The following is a 24,653-nucleotide window of genomic DNA, read 5'->3' as shown; positions in this document are numbered from 1 at the left end:
TCAGGCAACAGTAGAGCAAATAGAAAAAAAACTGCACGGCTTGCCTTGCCTCCGTTTACTTACTACAAGTTACAGGTAGTATGTACGCCGGCTAATTTCCTACTATCAGGAAATTGCTTTTATGGAAAACTCCACCTCATAGGGGAACACGATGAACAACGTTCTGAAATTCTCTGCTCTGGCATTGGCCGCAGTTCTGGCTACCGGTTGCAGCAGCATGTCCAAAGAAACTGAAGCTCGCCTGACTGCAACTGAAGATGCAGCTGCTCGCGCTCAAGCCCGTGCTGACGAAGCCTACCGCAAGGCTGATGACGCTATGGCCGCTGCTCAGAAGGCTCAGCAAACTGCTGACGAAGCCAATGAGCGCGCTCTGCGTATGCTGGAAAAAGCCAGCCGCAAGTAATAGCTCACAAGGCTATGAAAAGCCGACCCAGTTTCTGGGTCGGCTTTTTTATTGGCCACAGAAGAACTCCAGCCAATCAATTGATAATAAAAAACCCGTCAGCGATTACGCATAACGGGTTTTTGAAACAAACGAAGTCAGATAGCAGGCTCAGTCGCCACCATAACCTGATCAGGTTGAACAATTTCAACCGGTAAACCATCTTCAGCAGCTACCACTTCGCGCAGCATGTCCCAATCCAGACGCAGATCAGCGAACTGATCATTTTTCAGCAGCGCATTGATCACCGCAGTGTGCTTATCAACGACCGAAGCATCACCGGAATCATCCAACGGTGCATGCGCCTCAAGGTAGACCTTACCGCCACTGCGACCAAACTTGTAAGGCTCGTTAATAATGCGCACCGGGGTGCCCACAGAAACCATCGAAGCCAACTTCAGTACGTTGTGGTTGAGCATACGGAAACAGCCATGGCTAACCCGCATTCCGATACCGAATTTCTTGTTCGATCCATGAATCAGGTAACCCGGCACTGACAGGCCAAGCTTGTAGGGCCCCAGTGGGTTATCCGGGCCTGGCGGCACATAAGCCGGCAACGGATCACCCGCAGCCGCATGCTCTGCAAGAATCGATTTTGGCGGCGTCCAACCTGGGTTTGGTGTCTTGGCCGTAATGCGCGCATTGGCAACCGGCGAGCTCCAGCCCTCACGCCCAATCCCCAACGGGTAGGTGTAAACCACATCACGCCCTTTGGGGTAATAGTACAGACGGTACTCGGCGAGATTGATCACCACCCCCTCACGTGGGCCAGGCGGCAGGATATAGCGCGTCGGCAAAATGATCTCGGTACCTTCACCCGGCAACCACGCATCAACACCTGGGTTGGCCACGACCATTTCCAGATACCCCAGATCATTGACCACCCCAAGATCGGCAAAGGTATCTTCATACTTGGCCTGGATCACCTGCACTTCGCCAACGATATCCTCGCCAGGCGGCGGCAAAGGAAACTCAAGCGCATTGGCAGACGCTACCGCGAAGAGAGCGGCAAGCGGCAGGCAGCGGGTGACGGCAAGGGCACGCGACAACATCCGGATATTCCTGACGAAAATGGTTGGTAAATGTAAGCCGCGATTGTACACCGATTGATCAGCGGCTTGGATAGCTCAACGCCCCGGTAATGCTGGACGATCACCGCGCCTCTGCGCCTCAAGTGTTGCCCGACACGCCGGACATAAACGCTTGTCACGCAGCATCGTCTTATCCAGATCGCGCCACACCGGTTGAGCAGGCAATAACCCCCCGCATAACGTTCGATCGGCAAACTGGCCCAACTCAAGCTGACGCGCTAACAGATGCACGCGCACTTCTCGGCAGGCAAACAGGTCAAGCTGCTCGTCTGGTTCGATCAGTTGGTAAGCATGTAAGGACCAGGCAGGGCGCGGCATTGAGGGCTCCAGTGCGGGGCCGCCACATTAGCCGAAAGGCAGGTTACAGAAAAGCCTGTCAGAGCAAAGGTTTCAGGGTCGGCCAGACGTTTTCCAGCAGCTTGGGTTGCGCTACGGCAGCAGGGTGAAGGCCATCGTTCTGCATCATCTCAGGCACGCCACCTACGCCTTCGAGCACGAAAGGCACCAGAGCGGCGTCATGCGCCTGCGCCACTTTGGGAAATACCTCAGCAAATGCCGTGGTGTAGCGCACGCCGTAGTTAGGCGGTAGCCGCATGCCCAGGATCAGCACCTTGGCGCCTTTTTCCTGCGATGCCTGCACCATGGCCGCAAGGTTTTGTTGCAATTGCGCAGGTGGCTGACCACGCAGGCCATCGTTGCCTCCCAGCTCGATAATCACCAGCTCCGGCTGATGCTCTGCAAGCAGCGCAGGCAGCCGTGCGGCACCGCCTGCACTGGTATCGCCACTGATCGAAGCATTGACCACCTGATGATTAAAACCCTCCTCGACCAGGCGTTTTTCCAGCAAAGCGACCCAGCCTTGGCGGGTATCCAGGCCAAAAGCCGCGCTGATACTATCGCCGACGACCAGTACGGTACCCGCGAACGCCGCAGGCCCCCACAGCAGCAGGCTCAGGGCAGTACCGATCAACCACTTACGCATTGGATTCTCCATGAGCTCAAGTATTCTCACCGCGCGAAACCTTAGCAAAGTGGTCCCCAGCACGGAAGGCGAGCTAACCATACTCCATGATCTGTCGCTGGAGCTGGTTTCCGGTGACAGCCTGGCGATTGTCGGCAGCTCCGGCTCGGGCAAATCCACTTTGCTCGGCTTACTCGCCGGGCTTGATCTGCCCAGCAGTGGCAACGTGGTACTGGCCGATAACGACCTGGCCAGCCTCGATGAAGATCAACGCGCACGCGTTCGCGCTGAACACGTCGGCTTTGTCTTCCAATCCTTCCAGTTGCTCGACAGTTTGAACGCCCTGGAAAACGTCATGCTGCCATTGGAGCTTGAAGGCCGTGCCGATGCCCGCCAGCGCGCCCGCAACTTGCTCGACCGCGTAGGCCTGGGCCAGCGCCTTACCCATTACCCGCGTCAGCTCTCAGGTGGTGAACAGCAACGCGTGGCCATTGCCCGAGCCTTTGCTGCCGAGCCTGCAGTGCTGTTTGCCGACGAGCCCACCGGCAACCTCGACAGCCATACCGGTGAGCGCATCAGCGACCTGTTGTTCGACCTGAACAAGGAGCGCGGCGCGACCCTGGTACTGGTCACCCACGACGAGCGCCTGGCTCATCGCTGCCAACGCCTGATCCGTCTGGAGGGCGGCCATCTGGTCGACCACGTGGAACCCTGATGAACCATTTGCCGTTTACCCGCCTGCTCTCCCTTGCCAGCCGTCAGTTGCTGCGCGATGCCCGCGCTGGCGAGCTGCGCGTGCTGTTTTTCGCCTTGCTGATTGCCGTCGCCGCCAGCACGGCCATCGGTTACTTCAGCGCCCGCCTGAATGACGGCATGTTGCTACGGGCCACCGAGTTTCTCGCCGCCGATCTGCGGCTGACTGGCAGCTCACCCAGTGCCCCCGAACAGATCAGCAGTGGCAAACAACTGGGGCTGGAGCATGCCCAGTTGGTCGAGTTCTCCAGCGTGGTCGCCAGCGATGCCGGCATTCAGCTGGCCAGCATCAAGGCAGCGGACAGCGCTTACCCGCTGCGCGGCGAACTGAAGAGTGCCGCCGCTCTGTATGAAGCTGAACAAACCGGTACCGGCCCACAGCCCGGTGAAGCCTGGGCTGAAGCCCGACTGTTTGTCGCGCTTAACCTCAAACCCGGCGACAGCGTTGAGGTTGGCGCGAAAACCCTGCGCCTGACCCGAGTACTGACCTTCCTCCCGGATGAAGCCGGCGACTTCTATAGCCTGACCCCGCACCTGCTAATGCACCTCGACGACCTGGCCGCCACCGGCGTGGTGCAACCGGGAAGCCGCGTGCGCTATCAGGAACTCTGGCGCGGCGAAGCGGATGCCTTGGCGCAATACCGACAAGGCATCACCCTCGCGCCCAACCAGCGCCTGGAAGACGCAAAAGACGGCAATCGCCAGGTTGGCAGCGCCCTGGGCCGTGCCGAACGTTATCTCAACCTCGCCAGCCTGGCTGCCGTGCTGCTGGCCGGGGTTGCCGTAGCCTTGTCGGCGGCACGCTTTGCCGCTCGCCGCTTTGATGCCAGCGCGTTGCTGCGTTGCCTGGGCCTGTCACGCAATCAGGCGCTCGGCCTGTTCAGCCTGCAACTTGCGCTGCTGGGGATTACCGCCAGCCTGATCGGCGTGCTGCTCGGCTGGCTGGCTCAGCTGGCGCTATTCAACCTGCTGCAGGACCTCCTCCCAGCGCAGATCCCACCCGGCGGCCTGTGGCCCGCCCTGGCTGGCATGGCCACCGGCCTTGTGGCGCTGGCCGGCTTTGCCTTACCGCCACTGGCCGCACTGGGCCGTGTGCCACCGCTACGGGTACTGCGCCGCGACCTGTTGCCCGTGCCGGCCAGTTCCTGGCTGGTGTATGGCGCGGCCTTGTTGGCACTGGGCCTGATCATGTGGCGCTTGAGCCTCGATCTGCAGCTGACCTTCGCTCTGCTCGGCGGCGGTTTGGTCACCGCCCTACTGCTCGGTGGTCTGTTGCTGCTTGGCCTGCAGAGCCTGCAGAGCATGCTGGCCGGCGCTTCGCTGCCGTGGCGGCTGGGCCTGGGCCAATTGCTGCGTCATCCACTCGCGGCAGCCGGGCAATCACTGGCTTTCGGCCTAATTATTCTGGCCATGGCGCTGATCGCCCTGCTGCGTGGCGAGCTACTCGACACCTGGCAGGATCAGTTACCCGAAAACGCGCCCAACCACTTTGCGCTGAATATTCTGCCGGCGGACAAGGACGCCTTCGCCGCCCGCCTTAAGGAACTATCGCCACATCCCGCACCACTGTTCCCTGTGGTGCCTGGGCGCCTGGTGATGATCAATGGCGAGCCGGTACGGCAGATCGTCAGCAAGGAATCCCAGGGTGAGCGGGCCATTCGCCGTGACCTGAGCCTGACCTGGGCCGCCGATTTGCCCGCAGATAACAACCTCGTCGCCGGTAGCTGGTGGGCAGATGCGAATACCAGCGAATTGCCGGGTGTGTCGGTGGAATCCGAACTGGCCGAAAGCCTGCAACTGAAACTGGGTGACCGATTGAGCTTCAGTGTCGGCGGCCTTAACCGTGATGCGCTGGTCAGCAGCCTGCGTGAAGTCGACTGGAATAACTTTCAGCCCAACTTCTACATGATCTTCCAGCCCGGCACCCTGCAGGATCTGCCGGTTACTTATCTCACCAGCTTCTACCTGCCACCGCAGTATGAAAAACAACTAGTTGAACTGTCGCGCGCCTTCCCGGCCGTGACGCTGCTGCAGGTCGAGGCGCTACTGGCACAACTGCGCAGCATCCTTGCCCAGGTCACCCTGGCCATCGAATTCGTCCTGCTGTTCGTGCTGGCGGCCGGGCTTGCCGTGCTGTTCGCCGGGCTACAGGCGACCCTGGATGAACGTATCCGTCAAGGTGCCCTGCTGCGCGCCCTAGGCGCCGAGCGCAAGCTGCTGATCAAGGCGCGCCGCGCCGAATTCGGCCTGCTCGGCGCATCAAGCGGGCTACTGGCGGCCTTTGGCTGTGAGCTGATCAGCTTTCTGCTCTATCGTTTCGCCTTCGACCTCACCTGGCAACCGCATCCCTGGCTGCTCTTGCTGCCGCTGATTGGCGCGCTGCTGGTCGGCACAGCAGGCGTTCTCGGCACCCGCCGCGCCTTGAATATCAGCCCGCTGACGGTGCTGCGCGAGGGCTGATAAACTCGCGCACCACCTCTAACAAGCTGAACCATGAGTCGCTATCGCCCCCCCCGCTCCGCCGGTACCCCCCTGATCACCCCCGAGGGCGAGGCCCGCATGCGTGCCGAGCTGCATGAGCTGTGGCATGTACGCCGCCCTCAGGTTACCCAGTCGGTCAGTGAAGCCGCGGCCCAGGGCGACCGTTCGGAGAACGCCGAATACACCTACGGCAAGAAGATGCTGCGCGAGATCGACAGTCGCGTACGTTTTCTGACCAAGCGCCTGGAAAACCTCAAGGTGGTCAGCGCCCGCCCCAGTGACCCGGACAAGGTCTACTTCGGCGCCTGGGTCACTCTGGAAGATGAAGACGGCAGTGAATCGCGCTACCGCATCGTCGGCCCCGACGAACTGGACCTGAAAAACAACCTGATCAGCATCGACTCACCCTTGGCCCGCGCCCTGATCGGCAAGAGCCTGGACGCCGAAGTGCGGGTGCAAACTCCAACCGGCGAGAAGACCTGGTACATCGTCGCGATCGACTACCCGTGACGGAGCCGAGCATGCCCCCCGCCCCTGACGCGCCACACCAGCAAGCCCGCCTTGAGTGGGATGAGCAGGGTCTACCGCTGTCCAGCCAATTCGCCGATGTGTATTTCTCCAACGAGAACGCTCAGGCCGAAACCCGCTATGTGTTTCTCGCCAATAACCAGCTACCGGAGCGCTTCGCCGCCCTAGCGGCCAATCAACAACTGGTGATTGGCGAAACCGGCTTCGGTACCGGACTGAACTTCCTCTGCGCCTGGCAGCTGTTCGAGCAGCACGCAGCAAGCGCGGCCCGCCTGCATTTTGTCAGCGTGGAAAAATACCCGCTGAACAAAGCCGACCTGCAGCGTGCACTGGCCTTATGGCCGGAGCTGGCACCCTATGCCGAACAGTTGCTGGCGCAGTACGTAGCCTTGCACCCAGGCTTTCAGCGCCTAGTATTGGCTGGCGGCCGCGTCGTCCTGACCTTGCTGATCGGCGATGCGCTAGAACTGTTCGGGCAGCTGGACGCCCAAGTCGATGCCTGGTTTCTCGACGGTTTCGCCCCGGCGAAAAATCCGGATATGTGGACGCCCGAATTGTTTTCCGAACTGGCCAGACTGTCCCACGCAAACACCACACTAGGCACCTTTACCAGCACCGGCTATGTACGACGCCGGCTCAACGATGCCGGCTTCAAGATGAAGCGTGTGCCGGGTTTGGGGAAAAAATGGGAGGTGCTTAAAGGTGCCTTTATTGGCACCCCAGTAACGACCGAAAAACCCTGGTTTACCCGCCCGCCGCAGCCTGCTGGCCCGCGCACCGCCATTGTGATCGGCGCCGGCCTGGCCGGCTGCGCCACCGCCGCCAGCCTGGCCCAACGCGGCTGGCAGGTCTGCCTGCTGGAACGGCATAACGCCATCGCCCAGGAAGCCTCAGGCAACCCGCAAGGCGTGCTTTACCTCAAACTCTCAGCCCATGGCACCACCTTGTCACGCCTGATCGTCAGCGGCTTCGGCCATACACGCCGGCTACTGGAGCGCCTGCACAAAGGCCAAGACTGGGACAACTGCGGCGTACTGCAACTGGCTTTCGACGCCAAGGAAGCGCAGCGCCAGGCGCAGCTTGCTGCTGCCTTTCAGGCCGACCTGCTGACCAACCTGGACAGAAGCGCCGCCGAAGCAAAAGCCGGCATAACCCTGCCGACCGGCGGCCTGCTCTACCCCGAAGCGGGTTGGGTGCATCCGCCGGCGCTGTGTGCACTGCTTAGCCAGCAGCCAAATATCGAGCTGCAACTGCATCAGGAGGCGCTGGAGCTGCGCCGTGATGGTGATAGCTGGCAGGCCTGGAATGGCGAGCAACTGCTAGCCAACGCCAGCGTAGTGGTGCTGGCCAGTGCCGCCGAGATCAAGGGGTTTAGTCAGGCTGCAAACCTGCCGCTGAAACGCATTCGCGGACAGATCAGCCGCCTGCCCGCCACAACAGCCAGTCGCGCATTAAGCACGGTGGTCTGCGCCGAAGGCTATGTCGCCCCGGTACGCCAGGATGAACATACCCTGGGAGCGAGTTTTGATTTCAACAGTGACGATTTGACGCTGAACAGCGCCGATCACGCGAGCAATCTGCAGTTATTGGAAGATATATCGCCAGAGTTTTCCCTCGCGCTAAACGCCGCAACACTTGACCCCGAACGACTGCAAGGCCGTGCCGCGTTTCGCTGTACCAGCCCGGACTATCTGCCGATAGTGGGGCCGCTAGCCGACTCCGCCGCCTTTAACGAAGCCTATTCGGTATTGAGCAAGGACGCGCGCCAAGTGCCGCAAACACCCTGCCCTTGGCTCGACGGTCTGTATATCAACAGCGGGCATGGCTCGCGTGGCTTGATCACCGCACCGCTATCTGGTGAGTTGATTGCTGCCTGGCTGAATAACGAGCCGCTGCCAGTGCCCGCCGATGTAGCACAGGGCTGCCATCCAAACCGCTTCGCCTTACGCGCGCTCATTCGCAACAAGAGTTAGTGCTACGCGCCTATTAAAAGGCGCGCACAAAGATCAGCCGCGCAGGCTAAAACGCCAGGCGCGGTGGATCTTCTGGTTGCGGGCAAAGTCCGGATCGAGAGTCGAGGCACTTATTTCTTCAACCTGATAACGCGCAGCCAGGCTCTCATCGAGCTCAAACTTGCGGAAGTTGTTGGAGAAATACAGCACGCCGTCCTTGGTCAGACGGGCCATGGCCAGATCGAGCAACTGCACATGATCGCGCTGCACGTCGAAAATACCTTCCATGCGCTTGGAGTTGGAGAAGGTCGGCGGATCGATAAAGATCAGCTCGTACTCGCCGCGATCCTCGGCCAACCAGGCCATCACATCGCCCTGCTCCAGCTTGTTCTTGTCCGAATAGCCGTTAAGCGACAGGTTGCGCCGCGCCCAGTCCAAGTAGGTTTTCGACAGATCAACGCTGGTGGTGGTACGCGCGCCGCCCTTGGCCGCATGCACGGTGGCGGTGGCGGTGTAGCAGAACAGATTGAGGAAGCGCTTGCCGGCGGCCTCTTTCTGAATACGCAGACGCAGTGGACGGTGGTCTAGGAACAGCCCGGTGTCCAAGTAATCAGTCAGGTTGACCAGCAGTTTTACACCACCCTCGCTGACTTCCATAAACTGGCCTTGGGTGGCCTGGCGCTGGTACTGCTTGGTGCCGCTCTGGCGCTCACGGCGCTTGATTACCACCTTGCTCTTGTCGACACCCAGCGCCTGCGGAATCGCGGCGATGGCGTCAAACATGCGGGCCTTGGCTTTCTCCGGATCAATGGACTTGGGCGCGGCATATTCCTGCACATGCACCCAATCACCATACAAATCCACGGCCATGGAATATTCCGGCATATCGGCGTCGTACAGGCGGTAGCACTCAACGCCTTCCTTACGCGCCCACTTGCCCAGCTGCTTGAGGTTCTTCTGCAGGCGGTTGGCAAACATCTGCCCGCCTTCACTCAGGCGCGCCAGTTCAACCACCGGAGCAGGTGCCGGAGCTGGCTTAATCGGATTACCGTTCTTGTTGTACTGACGCTCCAGCGGCTCCAGCGGCGCCTTGTCGGCTTCGGCCTGTTCGCGCTCGCGTTCACGCTGCTCTGGGGTGCGGCGCTCGCCAGTAACGAACTGCTCAGGCTGCACCTTGATCAGCAGGAGCTTGCACGGCAGCGCGCCGTTCCAGAAGGCGTACTGCTTGTGACTGCGGATACCCATGCGCTTGCCCAAATCCGGCGCGCCGGTAAAGACCGCCGCTTCCCAGCCCATGCAAGCCTGACGTAGACGCTCGCCAAGGTTCTGATAGAGGTAGAGCAAGCTGGCTTCATCGCCCAGACGCTCGCCGTACGGCGGGTTACAGATCACCAGGCCTTTCTGGTTCTGATCCGGACGCGGCTCGAAGGTCGCCACTTCGCCCTGATAGACCTTGATCCAATCGCTCATGCCTGCGCGTTCGATGTTATTGCGCGCGGGCTGAATCAGCCGTGGGTCAGCTTCATAACCGCGAATCCACAGCGGCGGTTTGGCCATGCCGGCTGCGGCGCGCTGCTCGGCCTCGGCATGCACTTTCTTCCACAAAGCTGGAACATGGCCCAGCCATTTGCTGAAGCCCCATTGTTCGCGGGTCATATTCGGTGCGATGTCGGCGGCGATCATCGCTGCCTCGACCAGGAAGGTACCGACGCCGCACATGGGGTCGGCCAGTGCGCCGCCTTCGGCCGCGATACGTGGCCAGCCGGCGCGGATCAATACGGCAGCCGCGAGGTTTTCCTTCAGTGGTGCGGCGCCCTGCTGCAAGCGGTAACCGCGCTGGTGCAGGCTATGGCCGGACAGGTCGAGGGAGAGAATCGCCTCGCCACGATCCAGACGCAGGTGCACGCGCAGATCCGGGTTGAGCTTGTCCACCGAAGGCCGCGTACCGTCTTTCAGGCGCAGCTTATCGACGATGGCATCCTTGACCTTCAGTGCGCCGAAATGAGTGTTGTCGATACCCGAGCCGTTACCGCTGAATTCCACGGCCAGACTGCCGGTGGATTCCAGGTGCTCGAACCAGTCAACCTCCAGCACACCCTCGTAGAGGCTCTGGGCGTCCTGCACGCTGTAGCGCTTGAGCACCAGCAACACACGGTTGGCCAGGCGCGACCACAGGCACAGACGGTAGGCGGTTTCCATGTCGGCCATGCCACGAATGGCCGAAGTGTGCTCACGCGCATCTTCAAGGCCGAGGCTGCTGGCTTCTTCGAGCAGCAGGCCTTCAAGGCCCTTGGGGCAAGTGAGGAAGAGTTCGTAACGATCCGACATGGGAGTTTCCAGTGCCTAAGGCAATCAACGGCGCGCAGACCAATCAGCACGGCCAAAATAAGTGACAAAGCGTCGCGGCGCGACCCTTCGTCGGAATAAACAACAGTCTCAATCGCAATTCATTCGCGATAGCACAACACCAGCACACCCAACGCATAAGCCCACAGCATAGGCCTTACAGAACAAATACCGAGCGCTGGTCAAACCCCTTATGGCCTGACCCGCAAAAAGGTTACGGCCTTATGACGAAACAGTCATTCACAGGCACCCGCGCATTCGTTAGAAATCTACCTAGGCCAGCACTGCAACGGTGTTGGCAAGGAGGCTCGCGACGCCGGCAGCGGACTCCGTAGGCAGAATTTTTCTGCCTGACCTTGCTGACAAGGTCTAAGGGACATAACAGTCAACATTGAGGGCTTCACCCTATGAGAAGACTTAAGCGTGATCCGTTAGAAAGAGCTTTTTTGCGCGGCTATCAATACGGCATCAATGGTAAATCCCGCGAACTCTGTCCATTCACCCTCCCCTCTGTCCGCCAAGCCTGGTTAAACGGCTGGCGCGAAGGCCGCGGTGACAATTGGGACGGCATGACCGGCACCGCCGGCATCCATCGACTTAACGAACTTCACGCTGTCGGCTGATTCAGGAACCTACCGACTCACCATGCGCGCTCCATCCGAGCGGCGGGCGCAAGCCCAGGGGCTCCTTTAAGGAGCCCTTTTTATTTCAGGCCTTATGCGGCAGCGCCGCGATTGCATCGACCGCTTCGCGAATTAATGCAGGGCCCTTGTAGATAAACCCGGAATAAATTTGCACCAGGCTGGCACCCGCGGCGATCTTCTCAGCCGCATGTTTGCCCTCAGTAATGCCACCCACTGCGATGATCGGCAAACGGCCCTTCAACTCACCGGCCAGTACCTGAACAATGTGCGTGCTCTTCTCGCGCACCGGCGCACCGGACAGCCCGCCCACCTCATCGGCACATTCCAGGCCATGCACACCTTCGCGACCCAGCGTGGTGTTGGTGGCGATCACCGCATCCATGCCGGCTTCAACCAGCGCATTAGCCACTTCAATGGTTTCGTCATCACTCATGTCCGGCGCGATCTTGATCGCCAGCGGCACACGCTTGCCATGCTGCGCGGCCAGGTCTTCTTGGCGCTTGCGCAGGGCTTCGAGCAATTGCTTGAGCGAGTCGCCAAACTGCAGGCTGCGCAGCCCAGGGGTGTTCGGCGAGCTGACGTTAACCGTGACGTAGCTGGCGTGTTGATAGACCTTGTCCAGGCAAAGCAGGTAGTCATCCACTGCGTTCTCGACCGGCGTATCGAAGTTCTTGCCGATATTGATGCCCAGCACGCCCTTGTATTGGGCTGCCTGCACGCGAGCCAGCAGATGATCGACACCATGGTTGTTAAAGCCCATGCGATTGATGATCGCCTCAGCCTCAGGCAAACGAAACAGGCGTGGTTTAGGATTACCCGGTTGCGGGCGCGGCGTTACGGTGCCGATTTCCACAAAACCGAAGCCCAGCTGAGCGAATCCATCAATGGCGTCGCCATTCTTGTCCAGGCCGGCAGCCAACCCGACCGGGTTGGGGAACTCCAGCCCCATCACCTTGACCGGCAGCGCGGCCGGGCTTTTGGTCAGTAAGCCGTTAAGCCCCAGCCGACCGCCGGCACCGATCAAATCGATGGACAGTTCATGGGAGGCTTCGGGGGAAAGTTTGAACAGCAGCTCGCGGGCCAGGGTATACATGGGCAGGCTTAGCTCGATAAAGTTACAAAGGCCGCGATTATAGCCGCCTGCGCACCTGATAGGCGAGGCGCACAGCGCTATCAACCCAAGCGGCGCAGGCGGATTAACTCACCGGCGGCGCTGAACTCAAGCTCGAAGGAACCATAGACACCGTCATGGGTCAGAAACGGCCGAAAATGGTGGGCCGGCACACTGACACTCCGTCCGTCGCGACTTTGCACTAATATCCGGTTGGCACGCCCTTGATAGACCACACGCAAGCGCTCTGCCGGTAACGCAATATCAAACACCAAACTGGGCATGGAGGCACCTTTGCAACTGACTGCACCAATCTTGCCATACGCCGCGCGCCTGCCCGGTAAAAAAAGGCCGGGGGCCATTTCTTACCTCGCTCACAACGCCTCGCAAGGTGACCGGCCATGGGCTGGATGCCATAAAAAAGCACCGGCAGAATTTTTGAACTCCACGCAGCAACGACCCCACAGGTGGCCGACCGGGATGGCAGTCCTTAAAAAACCTGTCGCGACGGCCGATAAAGCCTGTGCAGGCCCGCTTGGGCTCTGCCAAACTGGCAATGGTGATCTTGGAGTTCGTACCTGGCCATGAGTCTGTCTGAGCAGCCTTCCACCCTCAGCTCACGCCTCGGTGCCTTAGCGCAACGGCTAGGCCTTATCGGCCGTGGGCAACGCCAGATACTCGAGCGCGCTAGCCAGCTTCGTCTACCCTTCACCCCCCTGCCGCAATTGCGTGACAGTATTTGCTGGCAAGACGGCCCGCAGCTCCACCGCCTTATAGACCTACCGCGCAGCGCACTCTCCGGCCCGGTGCAGGAAGACAAGGCGCAAGCCCACGCCATGCTGGTGCGGGTGATTGAGGCGCAAGAACAGCAGTTGACTTCATTCGACCTGCGCATGATCGACGGCCTGTCGACTTGCAATCCTCAACAAGCCAACCACACCAGCTTCGAGGCATTCGCCGCCAGCGAGCCCTGTCGCCAGGTACGCATAATCAGCTACAAGGATTTCGTCAAAGCTATCAGCCAACCACTACCGCGTTTTCTCGCAGGTGAGCGCATCAGCCTGCGCCAAGCCAGCTGGCGCGGTGACCGCGTCTTCTGGGCGGGTGAGCATCACAGCGAAGCTTTTGCATGCGCCATTGCCTACGCCCGCCGGCGTGGGCTGGAGGTCAACCTACCGGCGGAACTCAGCCATTACCGCCTGAGCGAGCAAGGCCTCTGCGACCTGCAGCAGCACTACCACGTGTTGGGCATGCCCAATGCGGCCTGGAGCGACCCTGCGTTTATGGCGCTGCTGTTGGATAACGGCCTGCCCTATGCGCGTTTATCCTTGCTGGGCGGCCCAAGCTCACCGGAATTTCTCCTGCTGCCCAAGCATTCAACCGAGGCTACAGCCTTGGGTGAAGGTCTACGCTTAGCGGGTGCGCCCGATGTGGTGGCATATCTGCAAAAGCTGTAATCGCAACATAACCGCCCTCCAAGTGAGCTTTTAATAAACCAAGTAAGAAAAAGCCCGCAATCTGGTTAGGATTGCGGGCTTTAGTTTGGCTACCAATTTAACGTCACACTACCTGCAAGGCGTTATCTCCCAACAGCCCATTAATGACACTGGCTGTATCAGCACCTCCTGAAATGATGCCACCACCTCCAGGAGCCACCCCGTACTCAACAGCCACATTAAAGCCAGTCAACTCAATGGTTGTAGTTGCAGCGCCGCCAGCAGTAGGGCTAACCGCAATAATAGTGCTGTTATCAACCACCGAGAAGCTAAGGAAATCATCTAGCGATCCGGCATTGTAAGACTCACCAATAAGCAACTGGGTGAGATCCAACTTGTCCCCCTCATCAGGTTTGAAATCGAGCACCTTGTCAGCCCCCGTGGTATCAGTCGATAGCCAGCGGAAGGTATCCGCACCCGCGCCACCAGAGAGGATATCGTTGCCCAACCCACCGATGAGAATGTCATTACCATCACCACCAGACAGCACATCGTTGCCAGCCAAACCACTGAGCGTGTCGTTGCCACCCAGGCCGAAGAGGTAATCAACTCCGGCGGTACCAACCAAATTATCCACGCCGGCAGTACCATCCGCCGACAGCGGATCAGGAACCAACATAGCGCTCAGCACGCTACTTACACTGTCGCCGTCACCATCAATCCCTACGATATTGTGAGAAAGGCTAATAGGCTGCCCGGTGCTTGCCTGCTCATATTCGAAGAAGCCTAATTTGAAGGTTTGACCGCTACCACCACTGATCTGCACGGCGCTGAAATTATTGGTGGAGCTGACTTCGTACCACCACCCTTCCTCCATGCCCGTTACACGAATCGAATTACCCAAATCAGTGAGGCCAACTTCGCTGGTTTTGTCCACCTCTACACCGCCCTCAATGGCGTAAACGCGGATATTGCTGGTACTTAGGTTCCGAGTGGTTTCACCTGAAGCGTCGCCGATAAAGTTGTAGTCATTGTCGGCCAACAGCACTGCGATAACGAAGGTTGCGGTCCCTGCACCGCTAGGGCTAACCCAGGCAACTTTCTGGGCGAAGCGATTGGTGGTGTTGTGGTTGGTGTAGGTGAAGCCGGTGCCATTGGCACCTCCTGTTGCCAGGCCGTTGACTAGATCGATACGCAGCTGCTCACCATTTTTGATGCTGTTCCCATCGCTAATGCCAATTTCGGTGCTGTTGGAATTGATGCTCTGCCCCGAGGTGCTTGACAACAAAGCATCGAACGTTGTCCCTCCCATGTCGATCAGCCCTTTGAAGGCGGAGTTACCACCACCAACACCGGTCAGATTCGTGGCCGACACCTCTGAACCGTTGGCAATTGGGCCATAGGTGGTCAGCGTGTAGCTATCGGTCGATGCATCCATATCAATGCGATAACCGAGAGTTCCATTAGCGCTGGTCTTAGCTTCGATAATGGACTGGTCACTGCCATAGAACAGGTACAACTGTTGGCCGTTGAGGCTCAGTAGATTACCGCTGGCATCACGAGCAGCAGCACCCTGAACGATAGAGAAGTTCACCTCATCAGGGCCATCAGCACCCGCCGAAGCCTCGAAACGCAGATCGGCGATGATGGAGCGGGTTTCACTGACCTGATCAACCAGCAGCGCCGTAACCGGGGTGAATGCAATCGGCACATCGTCTTCAACCTGGATCAACAGATCGCCGGCGATCGGCAAGGGATTAACACCATTGCTAGCCTTGATGGCGTTGGTCAGGTTCAGCGTAAGGAACTCATTGTCGTTAGTGCCTGCACTAGGATGGTCCAGCGGGCCCAGCAGCGTGAAGGTATAAGTACCATCGGTCAGCACCTTAAGGGTGAATACATCGCTACTGCCAGCTTTAGCGGTCAACGTGTCACCGGAGAAGCTGTAAGTAACCGCTACACCGCCTGAAGTTATCGTCGGCATAATCGCTGGCGACGTGTTCAAGCTGAACTGCCCACTATTGGTACCCACCAGCAAATCCACCAGGCTGCCGGTGGCAACTGTATTGACGCTGTCACCATCGGTGATGCCGCCAGGCAGCTCGTCCTCGTCCACCCGCCCGACAACCGGAGAGGCGTCTTCAATATTGACGGTCAGGGACGCACTAGATGGGTCGCCATCCTTGTCGACGATGGTGTAACCGAAACTTTCGCTGGTATCGGCGAGCACATTCTGCGGAGCCGTATAGCTCCAAGCGCCTGAGGCAAAGTTAAAGCTGAGTTTCCCTGTAAGCCCTGTAGAAATATCTGTCAGTTGATTACCGGCAATGCTGCCGCCACTGCTGACATTTATCGTGCCAGTGCCATTCCAGGTATATGTCACGCCATTGATGACGATGGACTGAACATACCCAGGACCATCAGCACCGAATGCATCATCGTCACCACCGCCTACAGCGTTGTCGCTACCCAGCAGCACATTGCCACTCACCACTCCACCATTGATCTGGTCAAGCAGGGTATCAATCAAACCGTCGAAGTTAGCGACCAGAATCGGCGAACCACTGCCGTCGACATCCACATCCTGCAGGCGGGCCGCATTGATACCGTCACCGACGCCGATGGTGGTTACATTGATGCCGTTGTTATCGACAAAATTATTCCATGCCGTCGCTGCCGTTGTGGTCAGTGAGGTATTTCCTGGGCCAGTTTGCTGGTTTGGATTACCGTCGCTGATAAAGAACACCTGATTGCTCCAGCCTGAAATTGGGCTGTAAACCGCCATGGTCTCCTCGATGGCGTCAGTAAAGTCGGTCTGCCCACTGAACGGCCGATTGGCAATGATGTTATCCATCAGGGCATTGAAAGACTCCAGGGTAGTAACCGATGGATAAGACAGAGAGGTCGACGAAAACGCCACAACAGTGACTTTCACATCCCCTTCCGTACCGGCATAAAGTGCCTGCCCTGCCGCTTTTACAGCGTTCATCATGGTGCTGAATTCGCTGTCACTGATACTGCCGCTGGAGTCGAGAACAAAGGCCACGTTGAAGTCCGAACCACTGGCTTCGGCAACATGAGCAGTGTCATTTTTGGCCTGCGGCGTGTCGTCATCGACATTGACTGACAGTGTGCCAGTTGCCTTGTCGCCATCCTTGTCGGTTACCTGATAGTTCAGGGTGAAGGCCTGGTTGTTCTCCAGATCGGCATTGGCATGCTGGATCGGTGCGTTCTGGGTGACGGTGTAGGCACCCGTACCGGTGTTCAGCGTAAGCGTCAGCACTGTGGTTCCGCCCTGCTTGACCAGCAGCTGCGAGCCATCCGGGCTTGCCTGGTAGGTGAAGCCGCCCGGCGCTCCGGATTCCAGCCATTTCACCGTACCGGCACCGTCAGCACCAAAGTTGTGCTGCAAAGTCCCACTGGCATTCACCGAGTCGGCATCGTCGGTACCTCCTGGCCCACTTGGAATGCCATTGGCCAGTGCATCATCATCCAATTGCACGGGTGCATTGGCACTGACGGTTGGCACATCGTCTTCAATCTGTACCAGGAAGCTGCCCGCCAGCGGCACAGGATTAACCCCGTTGCTGGCCTGCAAGATACTGGCGAAATTCATCACCAGCAGTTCGTCGTCATCACCGTTGCCCAGTGGATGGTCGAGTGGTTTTAGCAAGGTGAAGGTGTAATCGCCGTCGCTTTCCACCTGTAGGGTGAAGACGGTATCCGTACCTGCCTTGGCGCTCAATGTATCGCCAACCACGCTGTATACCAGAGGAGTCCCACCGGATGAGGCACCATCCAAACCGCTGGTATTACCAGACAGACTGAACAGCACGCCGGCAGATGGCCCGACCACCAAGTTACTGACGCTGCCGGTGGCGATGGTAGTTTCCCCATCGCCATCAGTGATACCGTCAGGCAATTCGTCTTCAACAACTTTGGCAATGACCGGGCTTATATCCTCCACATACACAGTCAAAGTCGCTTCAGACGGATCGCCATCTTTATCGACGATGACATAGCTGAAGGTTTCAACCTTGTCGCCATCACCACTACTTGGAGCCTTATAGGTCCAAGCACCTGTGGCGAAGTTGAAATCCAACTTACCGCCATGGGTGGTGGGGATATTGCTCAGTATCTGGTCACCATCCAGCACACCATCCCAGGTATGGGTGAAGCCATTGATCTCAATGGACATGATCCGGCCGGGGCCATCGGCACCATAGCCGTCATCGTCACCAGTACCGCCATTATCGACACCGTCGCTGCCATGCAGCACGTTGCCATTGACCAAACCGCCCACCACGTTATCAAGCAGCGTGTCGACTAGGTCGTCAAAATCATCGGCTCGCAGCGGGTCGTTGTTCGGCCCGGCGTCCATATCAACGTCCTCTAGACGCTGATCAGTGATGCCGTTGCCTACACCGACTGTGGTGACAGTGATCCCGTTAGTGTCGACAAAGGTATTCCAGGCCGTCGCAGTTGCGTCAGTCAGCGAGTGGCCTCCAGTACCTGTCTGCTCATTGGGGTTACCGTCACTGATAAACACGACCTGATTGTTCCAGCCAGGCTGTGGCACATAGGAAATCATGGTCTGCTGGATCGCGTCGGTGAAGTCAGTAGTACTGTCTAGAGGCCGAACCCCACCTGGCTCCAACGGGTTGAGCGAGTTCACCAAATTAGTGAACGCAGTGATGTCGCTGGTTACCGGGTAGCCGATCGAGTCGTTCGAAAAAGCCACAATCTGAATCTGCACCGCTCCGGCGGCGTTGTTGAACAGTTCCTGGCCGGCCGTGCGTACAGCGTCCAGCATCTCATTCAGCTCGTCATTGTCGATACTGCCGCTAAAGTCGAGGACGAACACCATATTGATGTTCTGGGTCTGACCGGTGCTGACATAGGCCACATCGGCCTGGGCCACCGGGGTATCGTCATCAACATTAATAGCCAAGGTTCCATCGGCTGTATCCCCATCTTTATCGGTAACCCGATAGTTGAGGATGAAGGCCTGATTATTCTCCTGATCAGCATCGGCATGTAGGATTGGCGCATTCTGCGTAACGGTGTAGGCACCGGTCGCACTATTGAGCGTCACAGTCAGCACCAGGGTTGCGCCCTGACTGACCAATAATGAGCCACCAGGACTTGCCGAATAGGTGAAGTCTGCCGGCGCACCACTGGTAAGCCACTGCACATTGCCGGCACCGTCAGCACCGAAGTTAAGTCCCAGCGTACCGCTGACGTTTAGTGCGTCAACGTCATCATTCGTGCCGCCCGGAATACCATTGGCCAGAGCATCATCGTCCAGTTGTACCAGGGCGTTAGGCATCACACTTGGGCCGTCATCTTTGAAGCTGATGACCGTACCAATATCGAGGCTGGCGCTGGCCTGGTCACCATCCCCATCAGTCACGACGGCATTCAGACTGACATGCCCAGCGCCAAGGAACTTGGCTTCGTCGGGATCACCTGTTGGGTGAACGATGGCACGTAGCTGGTCAAGGGTGACGACACCGGCAGCGTCGACACTCAGGGTAAATACCAGTTCGTCGCTGCCAGAGGTACGGCCTTCTATAACTCCTGCATTCAGGCTAAGAATCACTTCCTGATTGGTTTCAGTATCGACCAAGCCGGAGTTTGCCCCCTGTACGCTGAGGTTGTAGGTCAGGCTTTGCAGGCCATCAGCCCCAGGCTGCACGTTGAACACACCACTGAAGTTAGCCGTGGCATCAATATGGAAGGCCGACTCATCGACCTGCAGTGCTGAGCCCCAGGTGACATTGGTGCTGACATCGTTGTAGTCGTAATCCGAGGTAAGCGTTTTGTCTTCCCAGTTCTGATTGCCTGCATTGCCAGTGTCCTGCAAATGCGAGCCGCCAGGGTTCAGGCTGGCATCACTGAACAGCACATTGGCACCGTCAGCACCTACTAGTGGTGCGCCACCCAGCTGAGCCTGCCACTGTCCGGCGACAAACTCGAAGGTCACAACCGAGCCATTAGTCAGGCCTGCATTGGCTCCGCCATTAGGAATGATAAAGAAGCCGGTATTGGCTGGATCCAGGCCACTAAGGTCAGCCACATCACCAACGGATTGGCCATGCACATTGGCCCAGATCACTTTGCCGTCTACGGGTGAACCATCTGGCGCCTTGTTGTAGTAGCCATAGGAGTTGCTGAAACCAGCATCGGTGCCCTGGAAGGTGACAAAGGAGCTAACGCCAATACTTCCGGCCTGAATGGTCGGCGTATCGTCATCAATCGTCACGACCAACGAGCCCGTGGCCGAGTCGTTATCACCGTCAGTCACCGTGTAACCGATGTTCAGGGTGATATCGTCTTCAGTGCCGCTTACCGGGTGCATCAGCGGTTGCAACAAGTTGATGGTGTAGGCACCAGAAGCTGGGTCAGTGAGCACCACTGTCAGCAATGCACCACGGACAGAGCTAATGGTCAGGGTATTGGTTGGGGCATCCCAGCTGGATGTCACAGCCTCCGAGCCCAGGCTCAGCGGGCCGCTGAGCGCGATGGATTTGAGGCCATCCGCACCGGCATTGAATGCCAAATTCCCACTGGTGCTGGTAGCTGCGCCCGCAACATCGCCAGGGCCGCCATTAATACCGCCAGGCAGGCCTTCATCATCCAGAACAACCGCTGCGGCTACCTGGCCAGCAGTTGGAGCATCGTCTTCGAAGCGAATCACATGGCCTATATCGACTTTGTCGACCGCCACATCACCGTCGCCATCAGTAACGGTCAGCACTGCTTTGATTTTGCCACTGAGGCTAAGCGACTCGTCTGGGTTGCTGCCATCCGGATGTTGAAGGGAGATGTATTGCGCAACACTCAGCGTGCCGTCACTGCCAATGGCTACGGCAAATGCTGCCTTGCCATTATCGGCGCCGCCATCAACACGGCCGACGACCAGATCACCCTCGACATGCAGACGAATAGTGAAACCGTCTGTAGTTTTCAGCCCTGAGTCCATGCCATTGCTGCCTTGCAGGGCCAGGCTCAGAACTGTTGTTGCGCCCTCTTCATCTTGGCCAACACTGCTACCCGCAACACTGACGACCGCACCACTGCTTTGCGCATAGCCGACCGGATCCAGATCAGTACCCGGTGTACCGACCGCAGCGAAGAGTGCTGACAGATCAGCCACGTCATTGTCGTTGGCATCCCCCGGAATCAGTGGAGTGGCGACTGCATTTTGCAGCCCTGCAGACTCGTCGTGGGTAACCCCGGCATTTCTCACCAGGCTGATGTTCGCGGTGGGGCCGTCATCCTCGAAGCGGATCACGCTACCAATATCGACCTTATCGACCGCTACATCGCCGTCGCCATCGGTGACAGTCACAACCGCCTGAATCTTGCCCGCCAGGCTAACGGCTTCATCGAAGCTACTGCCACCAATCGGATGCTCAAGCGACACGTATTGGGCCAGGCTCAGCGAGCCGTCGGCACCGATGGCAATAGCAAATGCGGCCTTGCCGGCATCCGCCCCACCCACGATACGACCAACGATCAATGCACCTTCAAGGTGCAGAGTGATGCTGTGACCATCGGTGGTACGTAACCCGGAATCATCGCCGTTGCCGTTCTTCACCACCAGGCTGAGCTGGACAGTCGCGCCCTCTTCGTCCTCACCGTAACTGCTACCCAGGGTAGTCACTACGGGAGTTGCACTCTTGGCAAAGCCAGTCGGGCTGATGTCTGTACCTTTGTTGGCAACATCATCAAATACCGACAGGTAAGTCACATCATTGTCAGTAATATCGCCCAGCGCCCAGGTGTGCCAGAAGTTCTGCAAGCCAGCGGTTTCATCGTGGGTGACATCGGCCCATGGGCCTTTGAGATTGATGTGTGCAGTGGGGCCGTCATCCTCGAAGCGAATCGAGCTACCGATATTGACCTTGTCGACCGCCACATCGCCGTCACCATCCGTCACAGTCAGTACTGCCTGCACCTTGCCAGACAGGCTTACCGCTTCGTCATAGCTGCTGCCGCCAATTGGATGCTCCAGCGATACGTACTGCGCCACACTGACTGTTCCGTCAGCGCCTATGGCGATGGCAAATGCCGCCTTACCGGTATCCGGCCCACCGACGATACGCCCAACCACCAGATTGTTTTCAACATAGAGCTTGATGGCAAAGCCAGCAGTGGTCGCCAGCCCAGAATCAGCGCCATTGCCGCCGACAACTGCCAGGCTGAGCTGTGAAGTCGCGCCTTCTTGATCCTGCCCGTAACTGCTGCCAGCAGTCGAAACCAGCGGACCATTGCTTTGCGCATAGCCTTTTGGAGAAAGATCACCGCCTCTGTTCACAACACTGTTGAACAGGCTGGAGATGCCATTGATGTCGTTGTCGTTGGCGTCTCCAGCAGGTGCTGGGGTCGCCGTGGCATTCTGCAAACCATGCGATTCGTCGTGTACAACGCGTACGCCCTGCACGGCGTTTATGTTGGCAACCGGGCCGTCGTCCTCAAAGCCAATCACATGGCCAACGCTGACTTTATCCACCGCCACATCACCATCACCATCTGTCACGGTGACCACGGCATTGATCTTGCCAGCCAGGGTTACCGCTTCGTCATAGCTGCTGCCACCAACCGGTTGTTCCAGCGACATGTACTGGGCAATGCTGATCGATCCATCGGCACCAATGGCTACAGCAAAGGCTGCCTGCCCGGCGAAATCGCCACTGGCAACACGGCCCACAACCAAGCCGTCCTCTAGGTAAAGATTAATAGGGGTTCCGTCGGTGGTTTTCAGGCCTGAATCACTGCCCGGCGTGCCTGTCAGTTCGAGGCTGAGGACCGTGGTAGCACCGGCAAAGTCTGAGCCATAGCTGCTGCCAAATGTGCTCACGATAGGCGTCAGACTACGGGCAAAGCCTGTAGGGTCGATGTCACTACCCTTGTCAGCCACAGCATTGAATGCGGATACAAAGCTGACATCGTTGTCCCAATCACCCGGTTTCCACCAGGAGGTGAGGAAGTTCTGCAGCCCTGCACTTTCGTCATGGGTTACTTGTGCCCATGGGCCTTTGAGGAAGATACAAGCTTGTGGGCCGTCATCCTCAAAGCCAATACGCGAGCCCAACTCGACGACGGGAGAAGTTGCCGAATCGCCATCGTTATCGAAGATCTTCACGGTCACGCCGATCAGACCTTCGCCAATAGCGGCCATGGTGTCGTGGTTATTACCGTCATCACCATGGTCAACAGCGGCATATTGAGTGACAGAAACAGTACCTGTGCTTGAGTCGATACTGATACGGAACACCACCAAGCCGCCGTCAGCGATGCCAAGAATGTCGCCTGCATCTGCACCAGCACCACCGACAAACGATAGCAATATCGGGCCACCAGCTGTGGCGCTAAGGCCCGAATCGGCGCCGTCTTCTGACAAGGTCAGGGAGAAAGTTCTGGCCTCTAGGTTCTCACCATCGGCACCTGGGTCGACAGCCAGTGAGAAGATACTTTCCACGTTAAAGCTGGCGTAGCCAATTACACCGGTTTCGCTGCCTGAATAACTGGTTTCATCGTTATTCAAGGCATAGCCAGACTCATCTTTAGTCGAGCCACCTGTACCAACGGACTCATCGACGACCAGCAGACCACCCTGCTCAGATATGTCAAAACGCAGGATGCTGGGGCCATCGTCATATACAGCGATTGTGAGTGGCACTGTTGGCGATACATCACCATCGTCGTCAAACACCCGCACAAAGAACGGGTCGAGCAGCTGATCATCAGCCCCAACGCCATCGGGATTGGAATGATTGAGCGTGTTGTCAGCCAGGGTGTAGGTCCAGTTGCCGGCGGCATCAAATACCAACTGCCCATAAACGCCCTGAACCACCCCACCGCCTTGCACGTTGACCCACACACCATCCTTGTCCAGCACCTGAATGGCCGAGATGCCGTCGGGTGAATTGATGATCAATGAGCCGGAGACATTTTCTGCGTTGCTGCCTGGGTTCGAACCGGCCTGGCCATCAAGGTTGGTTACCGCATCGGGATTGAGTGCAGCCTCTTCAACGACACCTGGGCCTGTAACAACAGAGCCTTCCTGGTCGAAGTAGATAATTTCAATTGTGGGTGACGAGTCCGGCGCTTCATCACGCACCACAGGTTCAGGATCGGGAAACTCTGGCCCGCTGCTCAAGCCTTCGGTTGGAAAGCCAATAATCGGATCAAGCGCGCCGCCCGTTTCACCCAGCAATACGAAGGAATGGCCGCCGCCAACAGCACCCGCACCGCCTGCGCCACCAGCACCTGGGCCCGCTGCGGTTGCCTCGCCTTCAAGCGTCGGGTCGACGCCGGCCTCAATCGCGGCCTGCAATTGCTCAACATCGGTCAGATCGCCATCACTCGGCGCTGCCGGAGGCGTTTCTGCGGTAGGTACTTGCTGATCGGAATTGCCTGCGAGCATTTGCTCTGTGAGGTTTAGGCTGCTGTCGCGACCCAGGGTCAGTTGCTGTCCATTGCTCAGAGCAACCGCAATAGCTCCAGCGGCTCCGGTAACAATTTGCTCCCCCGCAAAAACTCGATCACCTTCACTAAGTGGCCGACGCGTTCCGTCGCCAGCTACTGCATAGACTTCGCCGATAACTTGGCTGACGACACCAATCAAAGTAGCCATGATTCCATCCTCACTACAGCTGCCGACCACCGCCGACACGTATGTCAAAAAAGGTCTAAACACCCTTGAGGAGAGAACAAAACCACTGGCTGATTACTACGACGTCACGCTCAAAAACAAAAACGACAAAAAACTGTCACCCTGACTCACGTCGCTCACTACACCAGCAAGATCCCGCCCTTAATTGTATCTGACCATCTGTTTTAGCCGCGCACGCTATCTAAAAGCACAAAACGCGCGACTTATGAATTAAAACAATGTGC

General features: G+C 58.1%; 14 protein-coding genes. 7 read left to right on the top strand and 7 right to left on the bottom strand.

Going from position 1 to position 24,653, the window contains the following annotated elements:
- The first annotated feature begins 151 nt into the window (after nt 1-151).
- On the top strand, nt 152-403 hold the full coding sequence (oprI, locus tag AACX99_RS07985) for an outer membrane lipoprotei OprI (protein ID WP_090242095.1): 252 nt from the start codon (nt 152-154) through the stop codon (nt 401-403).
- Between the two features lie 137 nt (nt 404-540).
- Here oprI and AACX99_RS07980 read toward each other — a convergent pair whose 3' ends face one another.
- From AACX99_RS07980 to AACX99_RS07970, 3 genes are all read right to left on the bottom strand, one after another.
- The gene (locus AACX99_RS07980; RefSeq protein WP_339410835.1) at nt 541-1,494 is read right to left on the bottom strand and encodes a L,D-transpeptidase family protein; all 954 of its coding nucleotides are present in this window, start codon (nt 1,492-1,494) and stop codon (nt 541-543) included.
- Nucleotides 1,495-1,569: 75 nt separating this feature from the next.
- The gene (locus tag AACX99_RS07975) at nt 1,570-1,851 is read right to left on the bottom strand and encodes a hypothetical protein (protein WP_339410834.1); all 282 of its coding nucleotides are present in this window, start codon (nt 1,849-1,851) and stop codon (nt 1,570-1,572) included.
- Between the two features lie 58 nt (nt 1,852-1,909).
- On the bottom strand, nt 1,910-2,515 hold the full coding sequence (locus tag AACX99_RS07970) for an arylesterase (protein ID WP_339410833.1): 606 nt from the start codon (nt 2,513-2,515) through the stop codon (nt 1,910-1,912).
- 10 nt (nt 2,516-2,525) lie between these two features.
- Here AACX99_RS07970 and AACX99_RS07965 point away from each other — a divergent pair, with 10 nt between their 5' ends.
- The 4 genes from AACX99_RS07965 to mnmC are packed head-to-tail and all read left to right on the top strand — an operon-like array spanning nt 2,526 to nt 8,229.
- Nucleotides 2,526-3,209, top strand: a complete 684-nt coding sequence (locus AACX99_RS07965) for an ABC transporter ATP-binding protein (RefSeq protein WP_339410832.1) — start codon at nt 2,526-2,528, stop codon at nt 3,207-3,209.
- On the top strand, nt 3,209-5,707 hold the full coding sequence (locus tag AACX99_RS07960) for an ABC transporter permease (protein ID WP_339410831.1): 2,499 nt from the start codon (nt 3,209-3,211) through the stop codon (nt 5,705-5,707). The genes AACX99_RS07965 and AACX99_RS07960 overlap by 1 nt, the downstream gene beginning before the upstream one ends.
- A gap of 33 nt (nt 5,708-5,740) precedes the next feature.
- Complete coding sequence (greB, locus tag AACX99_RS07955; protein WP_339410830.1) at nt 5,741-6,238, top strand: transcription elongation factor GreB; 498 nt, start codon at nt 5,741-5,743, stop codon at nt 6,236-6,238.
- A gap of 11 nt (nt 6,239-6,249) precedes the next feature.
- Nucleotides 6,250-8,229, top strand: coding sequence for a bifunctional tRNA (5-methylaminomethyl-2-thiouridine)(34)-methyltransferase MnmD/FAD-dependent 5-carboxymethylaminomethyl-2-thiouridine(34) oxidoreductase MnmC (gene mnmC / locus AACX99_RS07950; RefSeq protein WP_339410829.1), 1,980 nt, complete (start codon nt 6,250-6,252; stop codon nt 8,227-8,229).
- A gap of 33 nt (nt 8,230-8,262) precedes the next feature.
- Here mnmC and rlmKL read toward each other — a convergent pair whose 3' ends face one another.
- Entirely contained in the window at nt 8,263-10,536 is a 2,274-nt protein-coding gene (rlmKL, locus tag AACX99_RS07945) for a bifunctional 23S rRNA (guanine(2069)-N(7))-methyltransferase RlmK/23S rRNA (guanine(2445)-N(2))-methyltransferase RlmL (protein ID WP_339410828.1), read from the bottom strand.
- A 425-nt stretch (nt 10,537-10,961) separates the two neighbouring features.
- Between rlmKL and rmf the strand changes: the two genes are divergently transcribed.
- Nucleotides 10,962-11,177 carry a ribosome modulation factor gene (rmf, locus tag AACX99_RS07940; RefSeq protein ID WP_233685155.1) on the top strand — a complete coding sequence of 72 codons (216 nt, stop codon included), beginning with the start codon at nt 10,962-10,964 and terminating at the stop codon, nt 11,175-11,177.
- Between the two features lie 85 nt (nt 11,178-11,262).
- On the opposite strand, the gene AACX99_RS07935 is transcribed toward rmf, so the two are convergent.
- Nucleotides 11,263-12,291 carry a quinone-dependent dihydroorotate dehydrogenase gene (locus AACX99_RS07935; protein ID WP_339410826.1) on the bottom strand — a complete coding sequence of 343 codons (1,029 nt, stop codon included), beginning with the start codon at nt 12,289-12,291 and terminating at the stop codon, nt 11,263-11,265.
- 80 nt (nt 12,292-12,371) lie between these two features.
- Entirely contained in the window at nt 12,372-12,593 is a 222-nt protein-coding gene (locus AACX99_RS07930) for a DUF2835 domain-containing protein (protein ID WP_339410824.1), read from the bottom strand.
- Nucleotides 12,594-12,893: 300 nt separating this feature from the next.
- On the opposite strand from AACX99_RS07930, the gene AACX99_RS07925 reads away from it, so the two are divergent.
- Entirely contained in the window at nt 12,894-13,766 is an 873-nt protein-coding gene (locus AACX99_RS07925; protein ID WP_339410822.1) for a DUF6685 family protein, read from the top strand.
- Between the two features lie 103 nt (nt 13,767-13,869).
- Here the strand turns inward: AACX99_RS07925 and AACX99_RS07920 are convergent, their stop codons facing one another.
- Nucleotides 13,870-24,390, bottom strand: coding sequence for a retention module-containing protein (locus AACX99_RS07920; protein ID WP_339410820.1), 10,521 nt, complete (start codon nt 24,388-24,390; stop codon nt 13,870-13,872).
- Nucleotides 24,391-24,653 lie beyond the last annotated feature (263 nt).

Origin of the sequence: Pseudomonas sp. EA_35y_Pfl2_R5 (assembly GCF_963970805.1) — a bacterium.
In the GTDB taxonomy this organism is placed as follows: domain Bacteria; phylum Pseudomonadota; class Gammaproteobacteria; order Pseudomonadales; family Pseudomonadaceae; genus Aquipseudomonas.
This window is presented reverse-complemented; position numbering and strand designations above follow the sequence as displayed.